Origin of the sequence: Vibrio sp. 05-20-BW147 (genome assembly GCF_013369385.1) — a bacterium.
Lineage (GTDB): Bacteria > Pseudomonadota > Gammaproteobacteria > Enterobacterales > Vibrionaceae > Vibrio > Vibrio floridensis.
The window spans coordinates 107,201-132,030 of the sequence record NZ_SZTO01000007.1; the positions used below are offsets into that span (position 1 = coordinate 107,201).

Consider the following 24,830-nt stretch of genomic DNA (forward strand, 5'->3'; position numbering starts at 1 on the left):
CATACAAAAGCTTTACAATGCACTGATGACCAAGGGTGAGAAAAGGCAAATCGATTGCCTATTGAGTTTCAACATTTTTAGTTATCAATAGGGGTTATAAATGTATAATCAGGAGCTTTTGTGAGCCACCTCTCATGGAATGGCGAATTATCTAGCTAGTATTGCCTCAACGAACGAAAACAGTTTCAACAGAATTGGTAATTTGACTCTGTTTTTGATGACAATTACCTCAATAGAAATATTGGAGAATACTATGGCAACCCCACACATCAACGCACAACCAGGTGATTTCGCAGAAACCGTACTGATGCCAGGCGATCCGCTACGCGCTAAGTACATCGCAGAAACTTTCTTGGAAGATGTAAAACAAGTTTGTGACGTTCGTAACATGTTCGGCTTCACTGGCACTTACAAAGGTAAAAAAGTGTCTGTTATGGGCCACGGTATGGGTATCCCATCTGCATGTATCTATGTTCACGAGCTGATCGCTGAGTACGGCGTAAAAAATGTTATCCGCGTTGGTAGCTGTGGCGCGGTGCGCGACGACGTTAACCTGATGGACGTTGTGATCGGCATGGGTGCTTCGACGGATTCTAAAGTAAACCGTATCCGCTTTAACGATCACGATTTCGCTGCACTGGCGGATTACGGTCTACTCGAAGAAGCGGTGAAACAAGCACGTGCGCAAAACGTACCAGTAAAAGTCGGTAACGTTTTCTCAGCGGATCTTTTCTACACACCAGAAGCAGACATCTTCGAGAAGATGGAAAAACTGGGCATCTTAGGTGTGGATATGGAAGCGGCGGGCATCTACGGTGTGGCTGCGGATCTGAAAGCCAAAGCACTGACTATTCTGACTGTTTCTGACCACATCATCCGTGGCGAGAAACTAAGCTCTGAAGATCGTCAAAAGTCGTTCAACGACATGATGAAAGTTGCTCTAGAAACAGCAATCAATCTATAAGTTTTTAGGCTGGGTTCGCCCAGCCATCCGAATAATCCTGAGGGGGCGATCGTGTCTAACGGCGAACTGCCAAAAGACGCAGATGGGTTACAACTCAACTTTTGTAAAACATTGGCGTGTGACAACTTTGGTCTGAGCGATGCAAAACGGTATGTTTTGCAACATGCGAATCCTAAGCGTCCAGCGATGGTCTGTCGTGAATGTGGAGCTTTCCCCCCCTTACTTAACAACCGTGAAGTGTTGAATGAGCTGCATCGCTTACGTCAACTTCACAGTGATGGTTTGCCAGCGTGTCGCAACGATGACTGCGCAAACTTTGGCCTTTCCGTTCACACCCACAAGCATCTCTACCATGCCTTTGGCTACAGTGGTGATCGCCAACGCTATCGCTGCAAATCCTGTCAATCAACGTTTGTCGATAAGTGGTCTGGCGCCAACAAAAAGCTTCAGTTTCAAGAAAACTTGATGGGCCTGTTGTTCACCGGTTATTCGGTACGCGAGATTTGCCGTAAACTGGCCATCAACCCAAAAACGTTTTATGACCATGTTGAACACATTGCCAGCCGTTGCCGCCGTAAATTGGCAACGATTGATGCGCGATGGGTCAATCATGCGCTCAATTACGAACTCGCATCTCATTACCAACGCTTGCAACCCAATAGCGACAATGGTGTGTATTGGATGGCTACAGGTGATGCGCATTCTGGCTATATTCTTTGCCAACATGTGAACTACTCTGCCAAAGAAGAGCCATTAGGTACGGTTGATCACAACCCCTATGAAGCGGTTTCACGCTTTGTTTCGCCGCAGTATACCGCTGAGGCAAAAGAGCCTGAAAACACACCGTCTGATTATCTGCGTGAACGTATTGACCAGAAATACCAAACCATTTTGGCCCGCGGCAACGTTGAAGATCCTATGGGAAATATGGCGACCTTCAACTACCCGACGAAAGGAGCCGTAGTTCGTCCGCCTTACACCTCTTATGCGCATTATTTGCATGTGCTGGACATGTGTAATGAAGCCGGACGCGTCTCACTTTACATGCCACAAGATCCTCTATTGCGCTCTGCGGCACTGAGTGTTTGCCTCCCTCGAATTCAAAGTCAAAATGTTGACCTACTTTATGTTGAAGAAGACAAAGGCTGGGACCGTGATCAGCCATACGAAAAGTTTGACATTGTCTACATGAGTTGGTGGCGAGATCGCTGGGCTATCGCCAATCAAGGCAGAAAATTGAAAGGTATCTGCTATTTAGCTGGCAATAAAAACTTACCAGAACAGTGGTTTAATAGTGCAACCACACGAAATATCTCTTTCTATCAGTCACGTTTTCATTTGCTTTTTGAAGGTTTCGTTAATGAGCCAAGGAGAAAGTTAAGGCCCGGAGGCGTCTTGCCATTACTGGACATTTTCCGAGCTTGGCATAATTTGTGCTACCAAGATAAACATGGACAAACGCCAGCGCAGCGTCTAGGTGTTACTAAAAGCCCATTGACGATTAAACAGCTTTTGTCCTAAATGCAGTCTCACTAATCAGGGCTGAGAATGTGAAACGACACCCAATATTGATATTCACTTACCATCCCATCATCGAATTTTAATCAACGGATGATGCGAAAATGCGAAACGTCAATATAATGAGTGTGTTGTACGCCAAGTGAATCGCACGGATGTAAATTTTGGATAAGAGCCACCTTCAGTTAGATGCTGAACTTAGACAAATCAAAGCTCTCATTAATAATGAGCCAGCCAAGGTACTTAAAATTGCCGAGCAATGCTACTTGCGTGCAGAGCAGATTGTCTATCCTGAAGGCGAAATTGAGGCCCTACTAATCCAGTCCCACTGTTGCTGGTGTTTAATGGATTACCGGCGCGGTCTGAAACTCATCAAAGACGCGCACAACAAACAAAACCGTCTCGATAACGATGATCGACTCCCGCAGATTCTTCATATCTATGCACTCCAATATTGGGGGCAAGCGAAATACTATTCCGCTCAGCAATTTTGGATCAATGCGCTCGAACAGTCCGCTTTAATTGATGAAACTGAAATTCAGATTGAGGCACTCATTGGGCTTGGCAATGTTTGGCGCATCACCAATGATTATAAGTTAGCCGCTTCAACCCACGAACTTGCTGTAAAAGTCGCAAACAGCGCCCGTATTAACTGGGCTGAAGGCAAAGCGCGGATTTTGCTCGCTTGGGATTACTACCTACTGAACAATTATGTCGAAATGCTGACGGTCTTGGACGGTGCGACCGAAGTGTTAAGAGACCATCACGACAACACATGGCAAGCGGAAATTTGGGATTTCCGTGGCTTGGCGCTATTGGGATTAGAGCGTCTTGATGCGGCAGATGAGGCGACCAAGAAAGCGCACGACCTCGCAGTTGAACACAATTTGACTTGGATGAAAGCGCACTCTTTTATTAGCCGAGCGCGTCTTGAACTGCTGAGAAAAAACACCTTCAACGCCTCTGTACTATTGGACCAAGCAGAGTTGTCTGCACAACAGTTCGATAATGGCGAACTTCTTAGCCAAATCTGCTTTCAACAGTCAAAAGTGGCTGAAGAACAAGGGCAGTATGAGGCAGCCTACATCGCGTTTAAAAAGTATCGTCAATACTCTTTGCAAATGCTCAAAGAGCAAACCAATCGCGTGGGTCTAGACAAAGCACGCAGTTCCAAACGGCAACTGGAACAACGAGCGCGTAAGCTCATCAATCGCATTCGAGCTCAACATGAATACGATCCTGAAAGACAGTTTTCAAACGTAGTTTCAGAGACTTACTGGTGGGAGCAGTTGGTTCTATTCAAAACGGAACTTAAAGACGCTAATCATTCGATTATTATGATTCAGCACTCAGATGCGGCTTACCTTGAAGTCTGCACCGAGTTGGCTCATAGCCTTTCAACGCCGAAAGATCTCATTTCTCGATTGAGCAAAGACCGAGTCGCTATGTTAATCAGCGAGAAAGGTGAATCTGCGGAAGCACTATTCAAAACTGTCTCAACCATGCTATCCCTCTATCCATGGCAGCGTAGAGGATTAAATGGATCGCTGCCTAAGCTTACGCTCCAAGATATTCTCACCTTCCCTTTCACACTGGAACAATTAGAAGACTCAAAAAATAGTAAGGGTAAAAAATGAGCATGGAGAAGCTGATAAACAAAGTAACGGATGCGGGTTTTGATCCAGTTTCAGTGTCTGGTGAAGAAGCCATCATCTTGTGGAACCACGTTCGACAGCATATCGCTTCAACCAATAGCGAGAAAGCGTATTGTTATATCATCAGTGCAGAATACCGATATAAACTCAAGCAGTTACAGCTCAGCATTGACGAATTGAAGCAAGCACTTTCACTCCTCAGTTTGCCAAACGATGCCGAAGATATTTTGACGGTGAAAGCCAACCTTAGTGAACGGCTCATGGATAGTGCCGATTATGCTGGTGCACTACACGAATATGTCACGGCGTCCAATCTCGCTGTTGAACATGGCTTTCTAGACGAGTACGTCACCGCAGTTCTAGGGATGGGCAACTTATGTGATGCCTATGGTGATCATCAGCGGGCGCTTCGTTACTACCAGAAAATTGATAGTATCGATCACGCCATTGGCAGCCGTTCTCTGCGTTTACGTTACAAGCTCTACATGTTGTCCTGTTACATTAATTTGGGCAGGATAAACTCGGCAAAAGATCTCATGAGAGAGTGTGAAGAGCTCAGTATCTTAGTGAGTGACAAAATCCTTTCAGGTCAAATATTGCTCTACCAAGCGAAAATTTCCCGCTTAGAGCAAGACTATACTGCGGCGCTGATGTCACTTTCAAAAGTACAGTATATCTATGGCAATCTAAATTCGACTTGGTTGTCAGTGATGAATCGGATTGAAATGACTTACTCGCTCTGCGCCATCGGCAAAAAAGAACTCGCTGATCTGCTGCTAAATAGCGCGTCTAAAAATATAGAGATGAAAACGTCACCCATCATTGCTAAACAGTTTTACCAAGCGATGAGTGAAGTACTCGCCGCTCAAGGGCACTTTAAAGAAGCGTTGACGTTTGAAAGGAAAGGATTTCGGATTGAAAGTGATCTGATGAGGCATATCCCCATCGGTGAACTTGGCCCTTCTCAGCTGAGAAGAATTTCACGCTTTGAACTGCAACTAAAACTGATTCTCTCAGAGATCGAGAACAGAGAACTGAAAGAGACGACACAGCAACATAAAAATGCGGTTGCGCAGTTGCAGCAAGATGTCTTTACCGACCCGCTGACTGCCCTTCACAATCGCCGTTGGCTCGACGTTAAACTCAAAGATCTTCTACTCCACGACACTCCTTTTGCATTAATGGTGATTGATATTGACCATTTCAAATCGATCAATGATGAGTTAAGCCATCTGGTCGGTGACAAAGCCATCGTCAACGTGTCTTCTGAATTAGCCGCGTATTTTCGCTTTAGGGGCGCCTCATGCGTGCGTTTCGGCGGTGAAGAGTTCTTGGTGATATTAGAGAATACCGACTTGGCCAAAGCCGAGTTGCATGCGGAGAATTATCGTGAACGGATTTATCAGTTTGGCTGGAAAGAGATCCTCGGTGAGCGCGGATTAACCGTTTCTATTGGTATTACCCTTCATCGAGATGGAGAAAACACGCAACGCACTTTCTATCGTGCAGATAAAGCATTGTACAAAGCGAAAGCAAATGGACGTAATCAGGTTTGTGTAGAAGACTAGTTATTCTGGTTGAAGAATGCCTTCAACCAGCGTAAACCTCTTTTACTCGCCGGCACTCTTATCCTACCACGCCCTGCTTACCCTTATGACTACATTATTCCAGCGACTAATGGCGCCATAAACAGATTGAATCAACAAGCAGTAAGTCAGGTCTATAGCCATACTTTTTCCTCCCCATTTGAAGGCTGTCATTGGCACCCAACAGTCCGAGAGCACAACACAATCGCGACAAACCTTGCGCAGTTTATTCGTGATCACTCGCTTCTCTAAACCCAAGCGGTGTCAGTAAATAACTTCTACAGAGAACAGCGAGACAAACTTGCTTAAAGTGCATTCTCACGCGCGGTGAGAAATAACAAAAACGCGCTAACATTATGGCGGTTTTGTTGTATTTGTGTTGTCAGCTGGTCAATTCCTTGAGTTTTGACTCGATTGTATTTGGTTTCATCGACGAACCAGAGTATAAAGGGCTCGACTTTGCTTCAGAGCACTGTTATTTCAGTCTGCAATCGGTTCTGAGTGACAAGCAAACAGGCAAAGCTCCTTTCAGTCATACAACATAGAGAGAAGATCATGAAACTAGATAAAGTGGAAAACAAAAATCGCCGCCTACGCAAAAAACTCTTTTTAGGTGAGTTCTCTATTCTCGGTTTCGAGATCAGCTGTGAAACCGATATTCATGATTTTGAACGTTACGATGTGTTCGTTGATGATTTTATTGATTTTATTGACGCACAAGGGCTTTGTTTTGGCGGTGGCGGTCTTGAACACTTTGAAGGCTTTATCTGCGCTAAAGAACGTTACCAAAGTGCAACCGAAGAGCAACGTGTTGCCGTGCTCGAGTGGCTAAAAGCGCGTGCTGAAGTTAAAAACGCATTGGCAAGCGATCTTGCCGACGCAAACTACTTGTAAATATCGTCATCCAGAAGCCTAAGGCTTTTGAACCGACCGCACTAAGCGTATTGTTAAAGCCAAACACCTCATCGAGCTGTTTGGCTTTTTCACAACTGCCTTACTTTACGTGCGTACCTTTGCTACTTGAGCTAAGCGTTGCAATGGATAACGAATACCTCGCCCCATTTTCGCCAACAAATGTTTGATGTCTTCCAGCATCAAGTAAAGACATGGCACCAGCACCAGTGTCAAAACTGTTGCAAAAAGCACGGCAAAACCGAGCCCCACCGCCATTGGTATGACGAATCTAGCCTGCAAGCTGGTTTCAAACATGATAGGTAACACCCCTACGAAGGTCGTGATCGAGGTAAGTAAAATAGCGCGAAAACGTGCACAACCAGCTTCAACAACCGCCTCTTTGATTGAGAGCCCCTCTCTGCGCACTTGGTTGACGTAATCGGTCATAACGAGTGAATCGTTTATCACCACTCCTGCCGCCGCGATCAGACCAAAGGTCGACATCATGCTGATGTCCAAGCCAAGCCAGAAGTGTCCCCAGATTGCCCCCGTCAGGCTAAATGGGATCACAGACATCACTATCAACGGTTGGGTATAGCTTTTTAAAGGCACCGCTAACAGAATGTAGACAATGATCATCCCAGCGACAAAGAAAATGACTTGCTCATTTCGCTGCGCTTGCTGTTCTTCAATACTGCCACCCAGTTGCGTTCTCACGTCCGGGAACTTCTCTTTTAATTCAGGCAAGAGGGAATTTTGAATCGTGCTAACCACTTCATTTGGTTCCACTATTTCCTCATCAATGGAGCCGTACACGTAGACGGTTTTATAGCCTTGCTCGCGTCGGATACTAGTGATACCTGCCTGTTCCTCTATGTTCACTACATCACCCAACATCACTTTCTTACCTGCTGGTGTAGTGATCACCGCGTAACGAAGCGATGCAAAGGCCTCGCGCGTCAACTTCGGATAACGCACCATCACCTTCAGCTCCTCTCCATCGCGGATGAAACGTTGTGCTTCACCTCCATAGAAGCTGCCGCCGACTTGTTCAGCGATCATAGTCAGATCCAACCCAAGGTCGTAGGCAACAGGCGCAAGAGAAAGCAATACTTCTTTACTACCAGAATCCATGCTCGATGAGATATCAAACAAGCCATTTTGATCTTGCAAACGCGTGATCAAATACCGCCCCGCAGCGTTAAGCTGCTCGATGTCCGTGCCAAACAATCGGTAACCAAACTCATCGCCGCCATCACTGCTGTTCGTCGCATCGTTAATGGTGAGACTTTTTACCCCAGATATGACAGGCAGCTGCTCTCGCCACATGCGCGACAACTCGAACGTATTGAACGGTCTCAGTTCTTCATCCACCAATGGAACCACTATACGCCCTTCCGTTCGGCCACGATTGTACGAAAGCATATCGCGGATCATTCCCCGTCCAAACTCAGCAATGGTTTGTTCTTCTACCGTTTTAATCACATGTTCTATTTGCTTCAAAGCCGCAATAGTTTGCTCACTGGATACGTTGTCATTCATTTTCAAAATGACCGCTGGGAAATCTGTCGGCACTTTGGGATTCATAATGATGCGCACGTGATTGGACGTAACCAAGCCCACACTGACCACCAGCAAACTGATGAAAAACGCCATCACGCTCCAACGCCAATGCGTGCAAAAACGCACAAATCGTTGATATGGACCGTTCACAAAACCAAAAAAACGAGCGTTGAAACGGGCGCGCCAACCATCGGGTTTGATGGGTTTAAATGTGGTGTGCGATAAATGTGCGGGTAAAATGAGCTTTGATTCAATCAAACTGAAGATCAAACAGAGCATGACCACCGAGGCAATACCGACAAAGAATGCGCGCTCTATACCTGAAGACATCAAAAAGGGCGCAAACACCGCAATGGTGGTCAAAACCCCGAAGGTGGCTGGCGTAGCAACCTTCTTCACCCCAACAATAACGTTTTTTACCCCTCCACCATTCTTTTCGATTTCACTGTAGGCGCTTTCTCCGATGACGATGGCGTCATCAACGACAATACCCAACACCATAATGAAAGCAAATAAAGAGACAATATTGATCGTCACACCAATAAATGGCATCACCATTACGGCACCAAGGAAACAAACTGGTAGGCCGATCATCACCCAAAGAGCCAAACGCACTCGTAAGAAGATACTGAGCATGATCGCCACCAACACAGCCCCTTGGAGCAAATTTTTCAGCATCATGTCCAGACGACCTTGCAAGTAGTAGGTCATATCCACCAGCGTTTTGATCTGCAAATCATCAGGCAGCTGCTCATTCTTATGTGCAATATACGCCTTCACCGATTCGGCAACGGGGATAATATCCTGATCTTTGGTCGCTTTTACCGACAGATAGATAGCATTTTGCCCCGAAAACTGGAAATAACGCTCAGCTTCGGTGAAACCATCCTTAATCGTCGCAATATCCTGAAGCAGCACTTTGGCGCCATTAGCGCCCAGTTTCACCGGAATGTTGCGGAACTCTTCGCCTTTGTAGTATTGGTTCTCAATCCGTACCGCAATCATTCCTGCACTGGTCGTCACTTCACCAGCAGAATAATTGGCGGAATAGCGGCGAATAGCATTGGTTACGTCGTTTAACGTCAAATCGTATTTGCGCAGCACCAAAGGATCGACCTCAATCGCAATCTCCTCTTGTGGTGCACTCATCTCCACCAACATGACATTTTGCAACTGCAGTAACTCATCTTCAATTTTCTTTGCGATGGGTTTGAGCTCTTCCAGCGTACGGTCACCAACCAAAGAGAGTTCGATAACATCTTGTCGAAACTCATACTGGTATATGTTGACCGGTTCCATCCCTTTCGGAAAACTGGCGATGGTGCTAATTCGCTGTTTGACATCATCCAACACCTCTTTGATGTTGGCTTTAACGTCGATCTCTAAAGAGATGTGTGCATTCCCACGCGACGCCGTTGAAACTGCCTTTTTTATTCCCGTCACATCTTTTAGTGACTCTTCCATTTTTAACAAAATGCTTTCTTCAACTTCTTGCGGCGATGCACCGGGATAACTGGCGCTCACATTGATATAGTTGACCTCAATGTTTGGAAACATCTGCCGCTGAATAAAGAAGAAGCTCACAATGCCCATAATGATGATGAACACCATCAACAAGTTAGCCGCTACGGTATTGTGCGCGAAGTAGGCGATCAGCCCTCGCTGTTGTGTTGATTCCATAACCCGTTCCTTTATCCTTGCGTGTCGTTTTTAGCAGCGTCCTGTTGGGATAACTTCACCGACATGCCTTTGGCTGGATATTCAGGCACAGTGAGTACCAGCTTGTCGCTTTGCTCAATTCCCTGAGAGATCAGCACAAACTCACCTTCCGCACGCAAGACATTCACCGTTCTTGGGTAGAGTTGATTCTCTTCGTTCACTACCCATACCGTGCGATTGTTGACGAGTTCTTGAGGTAAGCGATAAATATGCTTGAGCTCTTTACCCGCGAACTGCACTTCAACATACGAACCAAATTTAATCGCAGGCTGTTTATTATTGACTCCATAGGGATCATCAATGCGCACCACAACATTGATCATGCGTGTTGCCGTGTCGATCATTGCTAAGTCACGGTCAATCTTACCTTCTCTGACAACCTTACGGATTCCCTCTAAACGGATGGTGGCATCTATCTTTGCCAGTTGATCAGGCAAAAACGCACTGTCGAAACCCGCTATAGGAATGTGGATTTCCGCCGCTTCAATATTATTGAGCAGTGCCACTTCACTGCCGGCCGAGATAAACTGCCCTACGCCAATTTGTCTGGAAACCACCAAAGCATCGTATGGTGCTAGCACTTTGCAGTTGTCGAGATCTCGCTGAGCACGTTTCAGCGAAGCTTGAGCGGATTTCACTTGTGCCTCTGCACTCAGTAACTGCGGCTTACGCAAATAAAGATCCGAGACTTGCTTATCATTTAGGGCCTTCGCTTGACGCTCAGCAACCTTAGCTTTGGCTTTTTCCTCAATTAACGCGGCTTTGGCAGAAGCCAATTGCGCTTCCGCTTGCAAAACCGACGCTTGGTAATTCTCACTTTCAATCGAGAACAACACCTCGCCACGCTTGACGATCCCGCCCGTAACAAAATTAGGATGCCAAGCGATCACTTCTCCCGACACCTGTGCCGATAAACGTGTGGTTTCAAATGGCACCAACTCACCGTGACTGGTGATCATAACTCGGTGTTCTGTTGGGAACAGAGGTATAGTATCCACCATTGGCTCTGCAGCACTCTCTTTTTTCTCTTCAGCTTCAGGCCCCAAAGCAGCGACCGCTTGGTAGGCACCATAACCACCTCCAAGCAAAGCAATAGGTAAAATCCAACGTGCGACATTGTGTAACATGAGTATCCCTATCTGAGTTTTTATCCTTCGCCACAAACTGACGTTGAATGGGTAAGTTGAATAAATATTAACGAATTGTTCGACTAAGTTGTTGTGACAACTTGTGACCAGTTGTGACCTAGACGTCTCGCTCTTACCTACGGTTCAAAGCAAATCAAAACGACTTTTTGCCATTGCACATTAAAAAACATGATGCCAGCAGACCCAGAGATAGACCACGCAAATAATTCAAAATTCCCCTTTTGTAACAAAATTTATGCCAAAAACATTTTCAATACTTATCATACAGTTAAAATTTAAAGCGTTTTCATCTTACATTGAAGTGGTAAATATCACCCACCATCGGTGATATTTACCTCGTTAAAACAGCATGGAACGACATGCGACAAAAAAGTCTCTTTGCGGAATGCTCATTAAACAACAGAAAATCGGTAAACCTTCCGACAGTTCAGTTTGAAAGGGGCGATTTTATGGCCTATTTTCAAAGGTATGAGCAAATGATGAGGCAAGACAGAGATGAACGTAAAAATCGCTGGTTTGGCATTCTCGATAGTTTTTTACGCGAACATGAGTTTGGCGGAAATCTATCCACCTCCGCAAGGCGAAGTGATCTTGACTATCAGTGGTAAAATCGACAATAAAAACTCGCCCAACGGTTTACTGTTTGACAGAGACAAAATCGAGTCTTTTGAGCAAGTGACCATCAACACCGACAACCATGTCATCGCCTCGGTTTTTAGTTATCGAGGGCCACGTCTGTCTGACTTGCTCAATTACGCCGGCATTACTGCCGAGAGCCGAGATATCATTGTGATTGCTTGGGATGATTATGTCGCCACAATTCCCATTGACGACATAACGAACTATCCGGTGATTCTCGCCACACACGAAAATGGCCGGCAGATGACGTTAGACGATAAAGGGCCACTTTTTGTCGTTTACCCCTTTACTGACCATTCCGAGCTTCGTTTTGATCTCTATTACAATCGCTCGGTTTGGCAAGTTCGCGAAATCAAAGTGGAATAAGAGAAACACTCAATGAAGCAAATCAGCCGGCTGCCCATTATTGCTATTCTGCTTGTGACCTTAACCTGCGGGCTGTTTTTATTGATCGCCATGGCGTTTTTTTCCTATCAGACCATGACAAGCCAAGCGATCGCACCCTATGTTTCCATCGTGAATAATAATCTTGGAGCGAAAACCAAACTGCTGCACATCAAGAGTGCCTTGCAAGACTTTCTGGTTCAACCAACCCCATCTAACCTTGGTAGAACCCAAACTCGCACGCGGATCATGCGCGCCAGTATCATCAATGATCTTAAAAGCCACGCGACCATAGAGCTGCATTCCGATTATGGTGATTTTGCTCAACTCGATGCCATGAACCAAGGACTACAGCAACTCACGACTGCCGTCACCTCGTTGCAGGATGTAGAAAGTGCCAAACAGCAGATGCCAAGTCTCATCCAAGAGATAGATCAGCTTTACGATCGGTGGAATAGCTATACTTCTAATGTTATTTTGCGGGTGGAACACAATCAAAGCGATTTCTTACTCTCACGCGAACAGTTTTACCACCGCCAACATTGGTATTACCTTGCCATCATCGCCATTTCTATCTTGATCATTGCTTTGGTATTTAAGCTCTACATTGACCAAGTACACCTAACCAAACTCACTCAAGAACAAGCACTTGAGATGAAAGAGGCGAAAAAAGCGGCAGAGGCAAGTGCAGACATCAAATCAAAGTTTCTCGCAAATATATCCCATGAAGTGCGAACCCCCCTGAACGCCATTATTGGCTTGAGTGACACCGATCATTACCTCAATGCAAGCGAACAAATACGTGAATACATCGACTTGATTCACCGTTCAGGGAAGCACCTTCTCGCCCTCATGAACGACATTCTTGATGTCAGCAAAATTGATTCAGGCAAACTGAGTTTGAACCAAACTGAATTTTCTCTTAAAGACATGATCGACGATACACGCACCCTTTTTCATGAACGAACCCATAATCCCGGCGTGGAGAGCTTTATTCTGACTCCGCAAGAGAGTGATATGATTTTTTATGGCGATGCGCTGCGCATTTTTCAGATCATCAGTAATCTCTGTTCCAATGCCATCAAGTTTACCCATCAAGGACATATTAAAGTTGAGTTCGCGGTACAAAACCGTGGACCCAACTCTGTGCTACAGATATTAGTCTCAGACACTGGGATCGGGATGTCAGACGCACAGTTAAAAAAAGTGTTCGATGAATTTGTCCAAGCGGATGATTCGACCACGCGCAAATATGGTGGTACTGGCCTTGGCTTGGCCATCTGCCAGAAGCTCACGGAGTTGATGCAAGGCTCTTTGCGTATCGAAAGTGAGCTAAATCGTGGCACGCAAATTAGCCTAACGCTAACGCTACCACTGTTGCATGCACCACACATTGAGCCCAAACCACCCTCTCCGCACGACATCATGGTCCACAACGATGGCAGTGACTACTGCGCTATACTTCAACACGATATCAACCGTCTGGCTGCCTTGGCAGAGCACTCTGAACCCTACTTTATTTACTATCACTCTAATCAACGTTTAATCAGTAATGTGCTACCCACACTGCACGAAGAGGCACAAGGCAGAAAGATCATCGTCATTACAGATATTGAACAGCAAGAAAACGTCGATAGGAACTCGCGAGTCCACTACCTGAGTAAGCCCTATGTCTCTTATCGCCTCTTTGATCTACTGGCAGGTAGAGTCACTCAAACCTTCACACCGCTAAAAGTGCCTCATCGAACCTATCCAGAGCTGCACGTGCTCTTGGTGGAAGATGTTCATATTAATCAGTTGGTCGCCACGCACTTTCTCTCTCGCTTAGGTATTACACCCGATGTTGTCAACAACGGTGAAGAGGCGCTTAATTACTTAAGGAAACACCGTTACGATTTAGTGCTCATGGATATCCAAATGCCCGTGATGGATGGATTACAAGCAATGAGAGTGATTAAAACCGAGCAACTCGGTCATCACACTGTCTTTATCGCCGTCACCGCTAACGTCTTTGAAGAAGACCAACAAAAGTATCGTCAAGCTGGATTTGAAGATCTGTTAGCCAAACCCTTCAACTTAGACGCCCTACAAACCATCATCGATACACACTGCCACACGCAGTTAGTGAAAAGCCGCACAGTTTGACGACAAAACACTCGTTTTCTGTGGCTGAGTTTGTTTCCATCGTCCTTGACCTTTTTCCCAAAACGCCGATCAGGCTTATCCCTAACACGAGTAAGACCAATGACCACCATTCATGAATGTGTTTCTTTTCTCTTAGTGAATAAAGATCAAGTGTTGCTTGAGCAACGTAGCAAAGAGAAATCTTGCGATCCGGATATGGTTGCCATTCCCGGTGGGCATATGGAAACCGGAGAAAGCCAAACAGAGACTCTGCTAAGAGAGATCCGCGAAGAACTTGGCGTCGATGCGTTGACGTATCACTATCTCTGTTCGCTCTACCATCCAACCTCTGAGCTGCAGCTGCTGCATTATTACGTGGTGACCCAATGGCAAGGTGAGATCCAAAGCCACGAAGCGGACACTGTCTTTTGGAGCAAGGTCACTGACTTCGCCCCAGCGACCGAGGCGGATAAGACCGCACTTAAAGAACTACTTCGCTTACAAGCTGAGGGGTTGTTTTAGCTCGCATTGATGCTCCGCGTACCGTGTGAGCGTCAAACGGTGCAGCATCACACCGTTACATAAAAACCAGAAAACAGACTAAAAGAATCATTTCCAAGTAAATATTAAAAACAGTGACACTTTCAAGCGAGAAAACTATCCTGAGGTTCTTACAATGGTTCTCATACACCATTAGGAGAACATCAGCATGAAATACTCATCTATCGCCCTACTACTGCTTAGCTCTGTTGCCGCATCCACCAGCTATGCTGGCGATTTTAGCCTCACTAGCCATGACATTATGGAAGGGCAACGTATGGCGAAAACTTTTGAATTTACAGGATTCGGTTGTAGCGGCGATAACCTTTCCCCTCAACTGAGCTGGCAGAACGCGCCTAAAGGCACCAAAAGTTTTGCCATCACAGCGTACGACCCAGATGCCCCTACAGGCAGTGGTTGGTGGCATTGGTCTGCCATTGATATCCCAGCCAATGTATCGGAATTACCGCGTGGCGTTGACCTTAAGAAAGTAGGCGCAACGGAGATCCGTAACGACTATGGCGCAAAAGGATTCGGCGGCGTTTGTCCGCCAGAGGGTGATGGCATGCACCGCTATCAATTTACCGTTTGGGCATTACCTGAAGCCAAGTTAGACTTAGATGGCAACAGCTCACCCGCTCTAGTGGGTTTTATGCTCAACGCGATGGCGTTAGATAAAGCAACGTTAACCGCAACTTACGTTCGATAATTCGTATGGGAGTGACAATGAAATCATTGATGCAACTTGCCTACTACCGTGGTGTTCACACGCAAGCATTGCGCAATGTGGCGATTCTCACTCCCAGCATTATCCAAATTACCACTGGCAGTAAGCGCCTTTATTGGCAAGAAACCACCTTGGATATTGATGCTCACAGCCTGCTACTGTGCCGTGCCAACCACGCGCTCCATTTCGAGAATCTTCCTCAAGCTGGGCAATTTTCATCTCGCCAATTTTGCTTCTCTCTGCCACCCACATCAGAAATGCTGTCGCTGAGTGAACGTAATGGCACGACCACGCCACATCTCACCCTTCATCACCCTGTGGTTCGCTGTGATAAAGCCCTCAACCATACGCTGAATTTGCTCGCCGGATTACCGCTTGGCGAATTGAGTACAGAAACGCTCACGTTCTGGCTGTACGGCCTCTATCAGCAATTGGCAGAACGAGGGGGGCTGCATTTGATGTTTGCGCCACAAGGCCAAAGCTTTGAGCAAAAGCTGAGTGAGTTTATCGCCCAACAGCCGAGTAAAGATCATCAAATTGAAGACGCTTGTCAGCACTTCGCCATCAGCAAAGCGACCTTGATCCGCCGCTTAAAAGAGGAAGGCACTCAATATCGTGAAGTGTTGTCAAAAGTACGGCTTAGCCATGCACTAAGCCTGATGCAGCAAGGCCATCGTAAAACCGCAGAGTTGTCATTGATGTGCGGATACCAATCGCCAGATAAATTCAGTCAACGCTTTCGCCAGCGCTTTGGACTCTCTCCGAGAGAGTATTGCAAAACACTGCCGAATTGAGCACAGCGCCAGTTTGATCGTTTTTCGCCGCGGTTCGTATGCAACAGCTAATCGTATACAGCAGCAAAAACACACTCGCGAGGAGAAGATGACATTCACTCGGCTACGACTCATTTTAGGCGACCAACTTAATGCACAGCACTCTTGGTTCGATCAAGTGAGCGATGACACCTTATATCTGATCATCGAACTCAAACAAGAAACCGATTACGTGACACACCATGTGCAAAAAATCTGTGCCTTCTTTGCTGCGATGGAACAGTTCGCCCAGACGCTCCAACAAGCAGGACATCAGGTCCAGTACATCGATTTGGATCAGTCGGTAGAAAAAGCATCACTTTGCGAATGGATAGTGCACCTTTGCCTGTCTTATCAGGTCAGCCAGTTTGAATACCAACGTCCCGATGAGTATCGCTTAGCACAACAACTCGCCCAACTCGACATCCCTAATACCACGATACAAGCAGTAGACAGCGAACACTTTATTGTGCCGTTTGAGCACATCCCACAGTCCTTCCCAAAAGGGAACCCACCATTGATGGAGCACTTTTATCGGCGCATGCGCAAAACGCATCAGTTACTGCTCGATGAAGCACAAAAACCACTTGGCGGGAAATGGAACTACGATGCTGATAACCGCAAGAAACTCTCAGCAGCCGATCTCGACGCCTTGCCAAAACCGCTGTTATTTGCCAACTCCGTTGAGACGATTCTCGCTCGCCTCACACGCCATCGGATTAAAACCATTGGTGTCGCTCAATCAACACTGATTTGGCCTATCAATCGCGGCCAAGCCCTCAACTTGCTTGCTCATTTTTGTCGAGTGTGCCTCCCTCATTTTGGCCAGTTTCAAGACGCGATGACCAACCAGCACAATGCCGCATGGAGTTTGTATCACAGCCGACTTTCTTTTGCTCTAAACAGCAAGATACTCTCGCCGATGGAGGTCATTCATGCGGCAATTTCGACCTATCAGCACCCAGAGCATGGAATAACACTGGCACAAATCGAAGGCTTTGTAAGGCAAATTTTAGGTTGGCGCGAGTACGTCCGCGGGGTCTATTGGAGTGAAATGCCCAGCTATGCCACCACCAATGCGTTAGCCGCCACTCGCCCTCTGCCCAGCTATTTTTGGAACGGAGAGACCAAAATGGCCTGTGTGCGTGAAGCCGTATCGCAATCGCTAGAATACGCCTACGCTCACCATATTCAACGCCTGATGATTACTGGCAATTTCGCCCTGCTGACAGGCATCCACCCCGATCAAGTGGATGCGTGGTATTTGGGTATTTATATCGATGCGATCGAATGGGTGGAAATGCCAAACACACGCGGAATGGCCTTGCATGCAGATGGGGGCATTGTGGGCACCAAACCGTATGCGGCCAGTGGGGCCTACATCAACAAGATGAGCGATTACTGCAAACACTGTTTTTATCAAGTGAAGCAACGCAGTGGAGAAGGTGCCTGCCCGTTCAATAGCCTGTATTGGCACTTCATCGATCAACACCAGAGTGCATTTAACCACAACCCGAGGATGTCTCTGGTGATGAACAATTGGTACAAGCAAACGGATGAAGAAAAGGCGCAAATTCTGTCGACAGCGCGCCATTATCTTCATCACATTGAGTCGTTATGAAGTGACAAAATCCTCATCTTCAGGTTGAGTGAGTAACGACTCTCCGAGATGGTGAGAGGCTTTTTCATCCTGAGGATTTCGTAAGTTGCAGCTCTCTAGCGACAAACATCCGCAGCCAATGCATCCGCCCAAATCATTTTGCAGCGCTTTGAGCTGCAAAATCCGATGTTCAAGCATCGCATGCCAACCTGTTGCCATCGCTTCCCATTGCGCTTTACTTGGTGCTTGGTGTTTGGGAAGTGATTCCAGCGCTTGAGCTATCTCTTCTAAAGTCAGTCCCACCTGTTGAGCCGCTTTGATCACGGCGATACGGCGGATCGCACTGCGATGGTATCGTCGCTGATTGCCCTGATTACGCCAACTGCTAATCAACCCTTTTTGCTCATAAAAGTGCAGTGCCGACACTTTTACACCCGCTCGTTTCGCCACTTCTCCGACGCTCAATTCCATCTGCCCTAGACTCCTTTGCTATTTGGCTGAAAAAACGCTTTACCTCAAGTTAGGTTGAGCTTTTAGAGTAGCAACAAATACGTCAGTCGACATGGAGAAAATAATGAATATGCCACCTGCAACACGCCATCGTACCTTGCCTTACCTCACCGGCCTCTTTTTTGATGGGATCTCATCGGGACTGTTTATGATGGCGTTACCATGGATGATGCTACAAACACCCGACATGGGCACGTTTGTCGCGCTCACTGCCTTAACTTGTACCACGGTAGCTTTTCTTTTTGCGCCCATTTTCGCCACCATGGTTGACCGTCATTCACGCAAAAAAATCTTGGTGGTCAATCAAGCGGTTCAAGCATCCACTGCGGCGGCCATCGCGCTGATTTATAGCTTGGGCCTGAACTCACCATGGTTGTTGGCTGCCGCTCAGTTGATCTTCTGGCTTTCCAGTAATCTTGGTTGGAACAGTAACAATGCCTTCACGCAGGAAAATTATCAGCGACACGAGTACGCCGCCATTTCTGGTAAACAAGAAATTGTCCTGCAGACGACCACTTTGGGTGCCGGCGGATTGGGGGTGATGCTATTGGAGCTTTGGGGAGTGAGAGAATTCGCGCTCTTTGCGGCCACGGCCTCGTTGATTGCCACCCTCTGTTATGCACTGACGCCCTATCGCCGTCAACTACGACATACCTCGAGTGGGCACTTTTGGCATCAAGTAACGGAAAGCCGGACGATTTTTGCCGCAAAACCAAGGCTATTTGCGGTCGTGCTACTCTCTTGCCTGTCGTACCCTGTTGTCACCTTTTTAGGTAAGCTAGTGCCCATTTGGTTTGCCGAAAAGCACGTATCTGGCCATTGGTTTGCTAGCTACAGCATCGCGTTTGGCGTTGGGGCTCTGCTAACTGGGCTGTTTATTCAGCGCTTATTGTCCAAGCGCCCGTATGCGACGACCATTTTCTATGCCATGGTTGCACTCACCTTCGCGTTGATGGGCATGAGCCTGTTTAACGATCCTTTAAGCCTTATCATCCTCACCCTCGTCTTTGGTTTTTTTAATGCGCTCAATCGCATCGCAAGAACCAACTGGATGCACCACACCATCGCCATTGAACAAAGAGGAAGAGTGGATGGTGGACTGGCGATGTTTTCAACTTTAGTTCAAAGCTTAAGCTACCTACTTATTGCCTTGCTGAGTACGATGGCTTCTACGGAGCTGGGTTTTATCAGCGCCGCGGTCGTTATTGCCGCTGCTAGCCTTGCTATCTATGTGCTGACCAAACCATCACGCTTTAACCACGTCTTGGAAGCGTCATAAGCCGGAGTAAAAATGAAAATAGCCAACCTCCTAAGAGGTTGGCTGCTTACCAGACAAAAACAAACAGGGGGAGTGTCAGGAGCTGGCAAGTTAGAACACATCACTAAGCGGTTGCGAGTACCGTGTGTATTTCCGTCTTTAGGTTGTCGGACTGGGTGCCGAAAATCGCTTGCAGACTATCTCCAATAATCAACACATCTCGTGCCCCCAGCGATTTGAGCTTGTTGGCATCCACGTGTGAAATATCCTTCATCGAAACACGCAAGCGCGTAATGCACGCATCGACCGATTTGATATTGGCTTTACCGCCAAGTGCCGACACGATGTCCAACGCAATCGCTTCTGGTGCACCAGCAATTTTGACTTCCACGGCGTCGTTATCTCGACCTGGGGTTTTTAAATCCAACTTAACGATCAAGAATCGAAACAACCCGTAGTAGAGCGCAGCCCAAATCGGGCCAATAATGAAGAACATCCACGCGTTCGTTGACATAGGATAGTACAAGAAAAACTGGATCGCGCCGTGAGCAAAGTCGGTACTGTGTTTAATCTCCAAAAAGGCGGTGAGTGCAAACGCGATGCCCGTTAGGAAAATGTGGATGATATACAACACTGGGGCGACGAACAGGAAGGTAAACTCAATTGGCTCAGTAATACCCGTTAACCAAGACGTGAGTGCTGCCGACATCATCAAGCCACCAACCAGTTTTTTGCGCTCTGGGGCTGCGCAATGATAAATGGCTAGCGCCGCCGCAGGTAATGCCCACATCGAGTACATGAAGCCACCCGCCAAGTAACCCGCGGTTTTATCGCCGGCGAAGAAACGAGTGAGCTCGCCCGTAAACTCTTTTCCGGTTTGTGGATCCACATAGCTACCGACTTCAAAGAAGAAAGGCGCATTCCAGATATGATGCAAACCCACAGGCAAGAGAGAACGTTCACCCGCACCATACACTGCCCAAGCTAACACGGGATTTTGATACGCCGCCCAATGAGAAAAAACATCTAACGCTTGGCCTACTGGTGGCCACACAAACGCCAGTAGTGCCCCAACAACAATCGCCGTTAATCCGGTAACAATCGGTACAAACCGCTTGCCGGCAAAAAAGCCTAAGTATTCTGGTAAGCGAATATTATAGAAACGGTTGTACATCAGCGCCGCCACCGCGCCAATAATGATACCGCCAAACACCCCAGTTTGCAGGGTATTGACCCCCATGATCGTCGCGTCGGTTTCCAGCCCTCTCAATCCGGTCACAATGCCCAAAGAGGCGTTCATGATGATCAAGCCGACTAAACCTGCCAGTGCCGCTGCGCCGTCATTCCCTTTCGACAGCCCCAGCGCCACACCAACGGCAAACATCAGCTGCATGTTACCAAACACCCCTTCCCCTGCGGCCAGCATCACTTTGCTGAGTGCTTCGGGGATAAACGCAAACCCAGCGTTACCGATACCGAGCATCAAACCCGCCACGGGTAGCACCGCCACAGGCAGCATCAACGAGCGACCTATTTTTTGCAATTGTCCAAATGCATTACCTAACATAATCCCTCCTACTTGGAGTCAAGTATCCTCGCCATGACCACTATGGATGGCCTCATAATTTCCATTTAAGAGTACTGCCAAATTTTTCGGTGAAGGTTACAAAGCGCTATCAGTTTGTAAGTGACCTCTTACAAAAAAACACCTTTGTAAGCAGCAAATTACAACACTATCGATTGAGTTCAGCTGCGAGGCGTTGCATCATAATTGCACACAAAACAGACGATCATGGTGCGCTATGGACAGCAAGTTGATTCTCGTCGTGGATGACAACCAAGACCTGCGTGAAGCTCTCTCAGAGTATTTAGGAAAAGCGGGATTTGAGGTGCAATGTGCGGAAAACGGTCAAATCATGTGGCAAAAATTAGAGCAATGCCAACCTGATTTGATCATTCTCGATATTATGATGCCGGGAGACGACGGTTTTACGCTCTGTCAGAAAATACGCCGCCACTCCGATGTGCCCATTATCATGCTTACCGCGGTCTCAGAAGAGGCAGATCGCGTTGCAGGGCTTGAGATGGGGGCCGATGACTACATCACCAAATCCTTTAGCCCGCGTGAGTTATTAGCACGCATAAAAACCATTTTACGTCGCAGCCAAATCCACCATGATACACGCCTCACCCGTCGCATTCGTTTTGATGACTGGCAACTTGATACCGTAACCCGGCAACTCACTCACTGCCCTAGCCAAACAATAAAACAACTCAGTGGTGCCGATCTCTCCTTGCTGGCACTGTTTCTTTCCCACGCAGAATCCATTTTGTCTCGCGATGATATCGCCAGAGAAATTTGGGGGCGAGACGCAGACCCATTTGAACGCGGGATCGATGTGCAGATCAGCCGTTTGCGCCATCATCTCGAAGATAAAGAAAGAGCGCTGATTCTGACGGTAAGAAACAAAGGTTACATGCTGACCGCGGGTGCACACTATGAGAGCTAGTGGCTCATTAAACTCTCTCGCTACACGCACCAGTCTTTTCTTACTGCTGGTGATCATTTCCGCGCAGCTTTTCGCTGGCATCATTTGGTACCAGCATGCGAGTGAACGAGACAAAGCGGGGTTACTTACGACAGTTCGCAGCTTGGCCCTAAGCGCTTCATCCACCATCTCTTTCTTTTCTACTTTGCCTTCTGAGTATCGCCATCTCGTATTGAATCAGCTCAGAAACATGGGAGGCACACGTTTTTTTGTCTCCTTAAACAATCACCCGATTTACGTAAGACCATTGCCGGATAGCCAGCGCAAAACGTTGGTGATAGAAGAAGTAAAATCCGTACTCAATGCTGAACTTCAAGGCTCGCCTAATACCTTAGTGGAGTTTACTCGCCGAGACGATTTGAGAGTGTTTAACAACGAACTGCCTATTGATGAACTGCCGATGTTGTGGGCGCACTACTCACTCTCTCTGGGTGACCTCAATCCACCGATTTTGGTCATGCAAATTGAAGTGGAACAGAACGAGTGGTTCTATCTCGCCGCCGTATTACCAGCTCCTTACGTAAACTTAGAAACGCATTATTTTGACTTGCGCGAGTGGTTTACCTTGCTGCTGTCTGCGCTGTTACTGCTGATTTGTACTTGGTTTGTCGTACGACGAGAAATTCGCCCCATCCGCCAGTTAGCCAAAGCCGCCACGTTGATGTCAAGCCGTCTCAAGGTACCCAAAGTGAAAGAAGAAGGCAGCACAGAACTGAGAGCCGCCATCCGCGCTTTCAATAAAATGAATGCGAGAATCGACAGTCACATCAAAGATCGAGAAATGCTGTTTAGCGCCATTTCTCACGATTTAAAAACCCCCATTGCCTGCCTAAAACTCCGTGCCGACATGCTGGATGATGAACTTGAACGCGCGCGATTTAGCAAAATCGCCAACGATTTGGATCTCATGGTTAAAGGGGCATTACAATGCATCAAAGAGACGGACATCCATGAAGAGATTGAGTCTGTTGACCTAACCAAGTTAGTGGAGCATATCGCCTCAGGGCTAGACCCTCATAGCACACGCATTACTCTCAACTCCACTACAGATATCTGTATCTCAGGCAAACCTCTCGCTCTCAAACGGGCGTTGCAAAATCTCATCGACAACGCGCTAAAATACGGAAAACGTGCGCATGTCCAGTTAGAAAACCAAGATGATCGGGTGCAAATCATGGTGACCGATGAGGGAACAAACCTGCGCCCCGAGCAACTGGAAAAACTGTGTGAGCCTTACTACCGTGCCAGTGAGCGCGTTGAGGGTAACGGGCTAGGACTGACCATTTCGAGCAGCATTATCAAAGCCCATGGTGGCGAACTCAACTTAACCCTTACCTCACAAAATGGACTCTGTGCCACCTTATCATTTCCGAGGGAAACGTTATGAAAATGACCCTTCTTCCTCTCGCACTGTTCCCGCTTTCTGTGTATTCACAAACGTTTGAGTTTCTTCACTGGTGGACTTCTCCCGGCGAGCGTGCAGCGTTGGAAGTGCTTGAAAGCCATCTCAGGCAAAACCACCTTTCTGTTCATCCTTCGGCGGTGATCGGAGGTGGCGGCGACAGTGCGATGACGGTTTTGCAAGCACGTGCGTTGGCGGGTAACACGCCAAGTTTTGCGCAGATTGAAGGGCCAAGCATTAAGTCTTGGGATGCGATCGGCATCTTGCATCCGATTAATCACACCGCTCAAACCATGAAATGGGACGAGGTACTCTACCCACTTGCCATCGACATCAACAAAACGGATAACGGCTACGTTGCCCTGCCACTCACACTACATCGTCTCAACCTTCTTTGGACCAATCAAAAGCTGCTCAAGCAGCTCAACCTAACCACGCCAACAACATGGCCAGAACTTTTCAACGCCATGGAACAAGCCAAACAAGCGGGTATCGCTCCGCTCGCGATAGGAGAACAGCCGTGGCAAATCGCCCAACTTTTTGAGAGTTTGGTGATTGCCGCAGGTGGCGTCACCTTTTACAAAACCGCTCTGGTACAGTTAGATAAGAAAAATATCGATTCAGCGGAAATGAGGCTCGCCCTTAGCCAACTTAGGCACATCAGCCTGTTAACCACACCCGCGAGTAAACAGAGCAAGTGGGACAGCGCAACGCAAGCATTGGCCGAAGACAAAGCGCTCTTTCAGTTGGGCGGAGATTGGATTCTTGGCGATTTATTGGCAAGAAACATCTCGGTGCCTGAGCATATTAGTTGTCACCCCGCGCCGCAATCTCACCAAATTTTTCTCTACAACATGGACAGTTTCATTTTCATGGCGAGTAAAACCTTTTCTCAACCACAGGCGGAACAGTTGTCAAGGGTGCTGGCAGACAAAGCGTTCCAACAACGTTTTAATCGCGTTAAAGGGTCAATTCCCGTTCGCATTGACATCGATCTCAACCACTTTAACGATTGTCAGCAGCAGTCTTATCACGACTTTCAGTTCGCCTCCGCTAACGGTTTGGCCGTTCCGAGTATGACGGACTCCATGGCAGTCAACCCCGTTGCACAACAAGCGATCAACTCAGAAATTTTTCGATTTTTCCGTAACCCCGACATCAGTGAAAATGAGGTCATTCGTCGTATTTTGTCGATATCCGTCAACCATTAGTCATCCCATTAGATGGACCAGTGCTAA

Annotated in this window: 19 protein-coding genes; 15 read left to right on the plus strand and 4 right to left on the minus strand. The window is 47.2% G+C overall.

From position 1 onward, the window contains the following. Positions 1–253: 253 nt before the first annotated feature. The 5 genes from deoD (at position 254) to FC652_RS08080 (ending at position 6,617) form a co-directional block, all read left to right on the plus strand. Entirely contained in the window at positions 254–964 is a 711-nt protein-coding gene (gene deoD, locus FC652_RS08060; RefSeq protein WP_011082389.1) for a purine-nucleoside phosphorylase, read from the plus strand. Positions 965–1,015: 51 nt separating this feature from the next. Continuing rightward, positions 1,016–2,485, plus strand: coding sequence for an IS1 family transposase (locus tag FC652_RS08065; RefSeq protein WP_176298165.1), 1,470 nt, complete (start codon positions 1,016–1,018; stop codon positions 2,483–2,485). Positions 2,486–2,646: 161 nt separating this feature from the next. Continuing rightward, positions 2,647–4,119 carry a hypothetical protein gene (locus FC652_RS08070; protein WP_176298166.1) on the plus strand — a complete coding sequence of 491 codons (1,473 nt, stop codon included), beginning with the start codon at positions 2,647–2,649 and terminating at the stop codon, positions 4,117–4,119. A gap of 2 nt (positions 4,120–4,121) precedes the next feature. Beyond that, positions 4,122–5,705 carry a GGDEF domain-containing protein gene (locus FC652_RS08075; RefSeq protein ID WP_176298167.1) on the plus strand — a complete coding sequence of 528 codons (1,584 nt, stop codon included), beginning with the start codon at positions 4,122–4,124 and terminating at the stop codon, positions 5,703–5,705. Positions 5,706–6,278: 573 nt separating this feature from the next. Then, positions 6,279–6,617, plus strand: coding sequence for a YggL family protein (locus tag FC652_RS08080; RefSeq protein WP_176298168.1), 339 nt, complete (start codon positions 6,279–6,281; stop codon positions 6,615–6,617). Between the two features lie 105 nt (positions 6,618–6,722). Here FC652_RS08080 and FC652_RS08085 read toward each other — a convergent pair whose 3' ends face one another. Next, complete coding sequence (locus FC652_RS08085) at positions 6,723–9,860, minus strand: efflux RND transporter permease subunit (protein WP_176298169.1); 3,138 nt, start codon at positions 9,858–9,860, stop codon at positions 6,723–6,725. Between the two features lie 11 nt (positions 9,861–9,871). Continuing rightward, a complete protein-coding gene (locus FC652_RS08090) occupies positions 9,872–11,026 on the minus strand; it encodes an efflux RND transporter periplasmic adaptor subunit (RefSeq protein ID WP_176298170.1) in 1,155 nt (384 codons plus the stop codon). A 516-nt stretch (positions 11,027–11,542) separates the two neighbouring features. Here FC652_RS08090 and FC652_RS08095 point away from each other — a divergent pair. The 6 genes from FC652_RS08095 (at position 11,543) to FC652_RS08120 (ending at position 17,894) form a co-directional block, all read left to right on the plus strand. After that, the gene (locus FC652_RS08095) at positions 11,543–12,052 is read left to right on the plus strand and encodes a molybdopterin-dependent oxidoreductase (protein WP_176298171.1); all 510 of its coding nucleotides are present in this window, start codon (positions 11,543–11,545) and stop codon (positions 12,050–12,052) included. 12 nt (positions 12,053–12,064) lie between these two features. Continuing rightward, a complete protein-coding gene (locus tag FC652_RS08100) occupies positions 12,065–14,215 on the plus strand; it encodes an ATP-binding protein (RefSeq protein ID WP_176298172.1) in 2,151 nt (716 codons plus the stop codon). Between the two features lie 99 nt (positions 14,216–14,314). Beyond that, positions 14,315–14,716 (plus strand): NUDIX hydrolase, encoded by a 402-nt coding sequence (locus tag FC652_RS08105; protein ID WP_176298173.1) that lies wholly within the window; start codon positions 14,315–14,317, stop codon positions 14,714–14,716. 187 nt (positions 14,717–14,903) lie between these two features. After that, entirely contained in the window at positions 14,904–15,443 is a 540-nt protein-coding gene (locus FC652_RS08110; RefSeq protein WP_130196275.1) for a YbhB/YbcL family Raf kinase inhibitor-like protein, read from the plus strand. A gap of 5 nt (positions 15,444–15,448) precedes the next feature. Next, positions 15,449–16,255 (plus strand): helix-turn-helix transcriptional regulator, encoded by an 807-nt coding sequence (locus tag FC652_RS08115; RefSeq protein WP_176298174.1) that lies wholly within the window; start codon positions 15,449–15,451, stop codon positions 16,253–16,255. Positions 16,256–16,343: 88 nt separating this feature from the next. Next, positions 16,344–17,894, plus strand: a complete 1,551-nt coding sequence (locus FC652_RS08120) for a cryptochrome/photolyase family protein (RefSeq protein ID WP_176298175.1) — start codon at positions 16,344–16,346, stop codon at positions 17,892–17,894. Here the strand turns inward: FC652_RS08120 and soxR are convergent. Further along, positions 17,889–18,344 (minus strand): redox-sensitive transcriptional activator SoxR, encoded by a 456-nt coding sequence (soxR, locus tag FC652_RS08125; RefSeq protein WP_176298176.1) that lies wholly within the window; start codon positions 18,342–18,344, stop codon positions 17,889–17,891. The two genes, FC652_RS08120 and soxR, sit on opposite strands and share 6 nt — an antisense overlap. Positions 18,345–18,435: 91 nt before the next feature. Here soxR and FC652_RS08130 point away from each other — a divergent pair, with 91 nt between their 5' ends. After that, a complete protein-coding gene (locus FC652_RS08130; protein ID WP_176298177.1) occupies positions 18,436–19,662 on the plus strand; it encodes an MFS transporter in 1,227 nt (408 codons plus the stop codon). A gap of 103 nt (positions 19,663–19,765) precedes the next feature. Here FC652_RS08130 and ptsG read toward each other — a convergent pair whose 3' ends face one another. Next, complete coding sequence (ptsG, locus tag FC652_RS08135; protein ID WP_176298178.1) at positions 19,766–21,208, minus strand: glucose-specific PTS transporter subunit IIBC; 1,443 nt, start codon at positions 21,206–21,208, stop codon at positions 19,766–19,768. 235 nt (positions 21,209–21,443) lie between these two features. Between ptsG and FC652_RS08140 the strand changes: the two genes are divergently transcribed. The 3 genes from FC652_RS08140 to FC652_RS08150 are packed head-to-tail and all read left to right on the plus strand — an operon-like array spanning position 21,444 to position 24,803. Further along, positions 21,444–22,151: a response regulator transcription factor gene (locus FC652_RS08140; RefSeq protein WP_176298179.1), complete on the plus strand. Its 708-nt coding sequence runs from the start codon at positions 21,444–21,446 to the stop codon at positions 22,149–22,151. Further along, positions 22,141–23,577 carry an ATP-binding protein gene (locus FC652_RS08145; protein ID WP_176298180.1) on the plus strand — a complete coding sequence of 479 codons (1,437 nt, stop codon included), beginning with the start codon at positions 22,141–22,143 and terminating at the stop codon, positions 23,575–23,577. Before FC652_RS08140 ends, FC652_RS08145 begins: the two co-directional genes overlap by 11 nt. Then, positions 23,574–24,803, plus strand: coding sequence for an ABC transporter substrate-binding protein (locus tag FC652_RS08150; RefSeq protein ID WP_176298181.1), 1,230 nt, complete (start codon positions 23,574–23,576; stop codon positions 24,801–24,803). The genes FC652_RS08145 and FC652_RS08150 overlap by 4 nt, the downstream gene beginning before the upstream one ends. Positions 24,804–24,830: the final 27 nt, after the last annotated feature.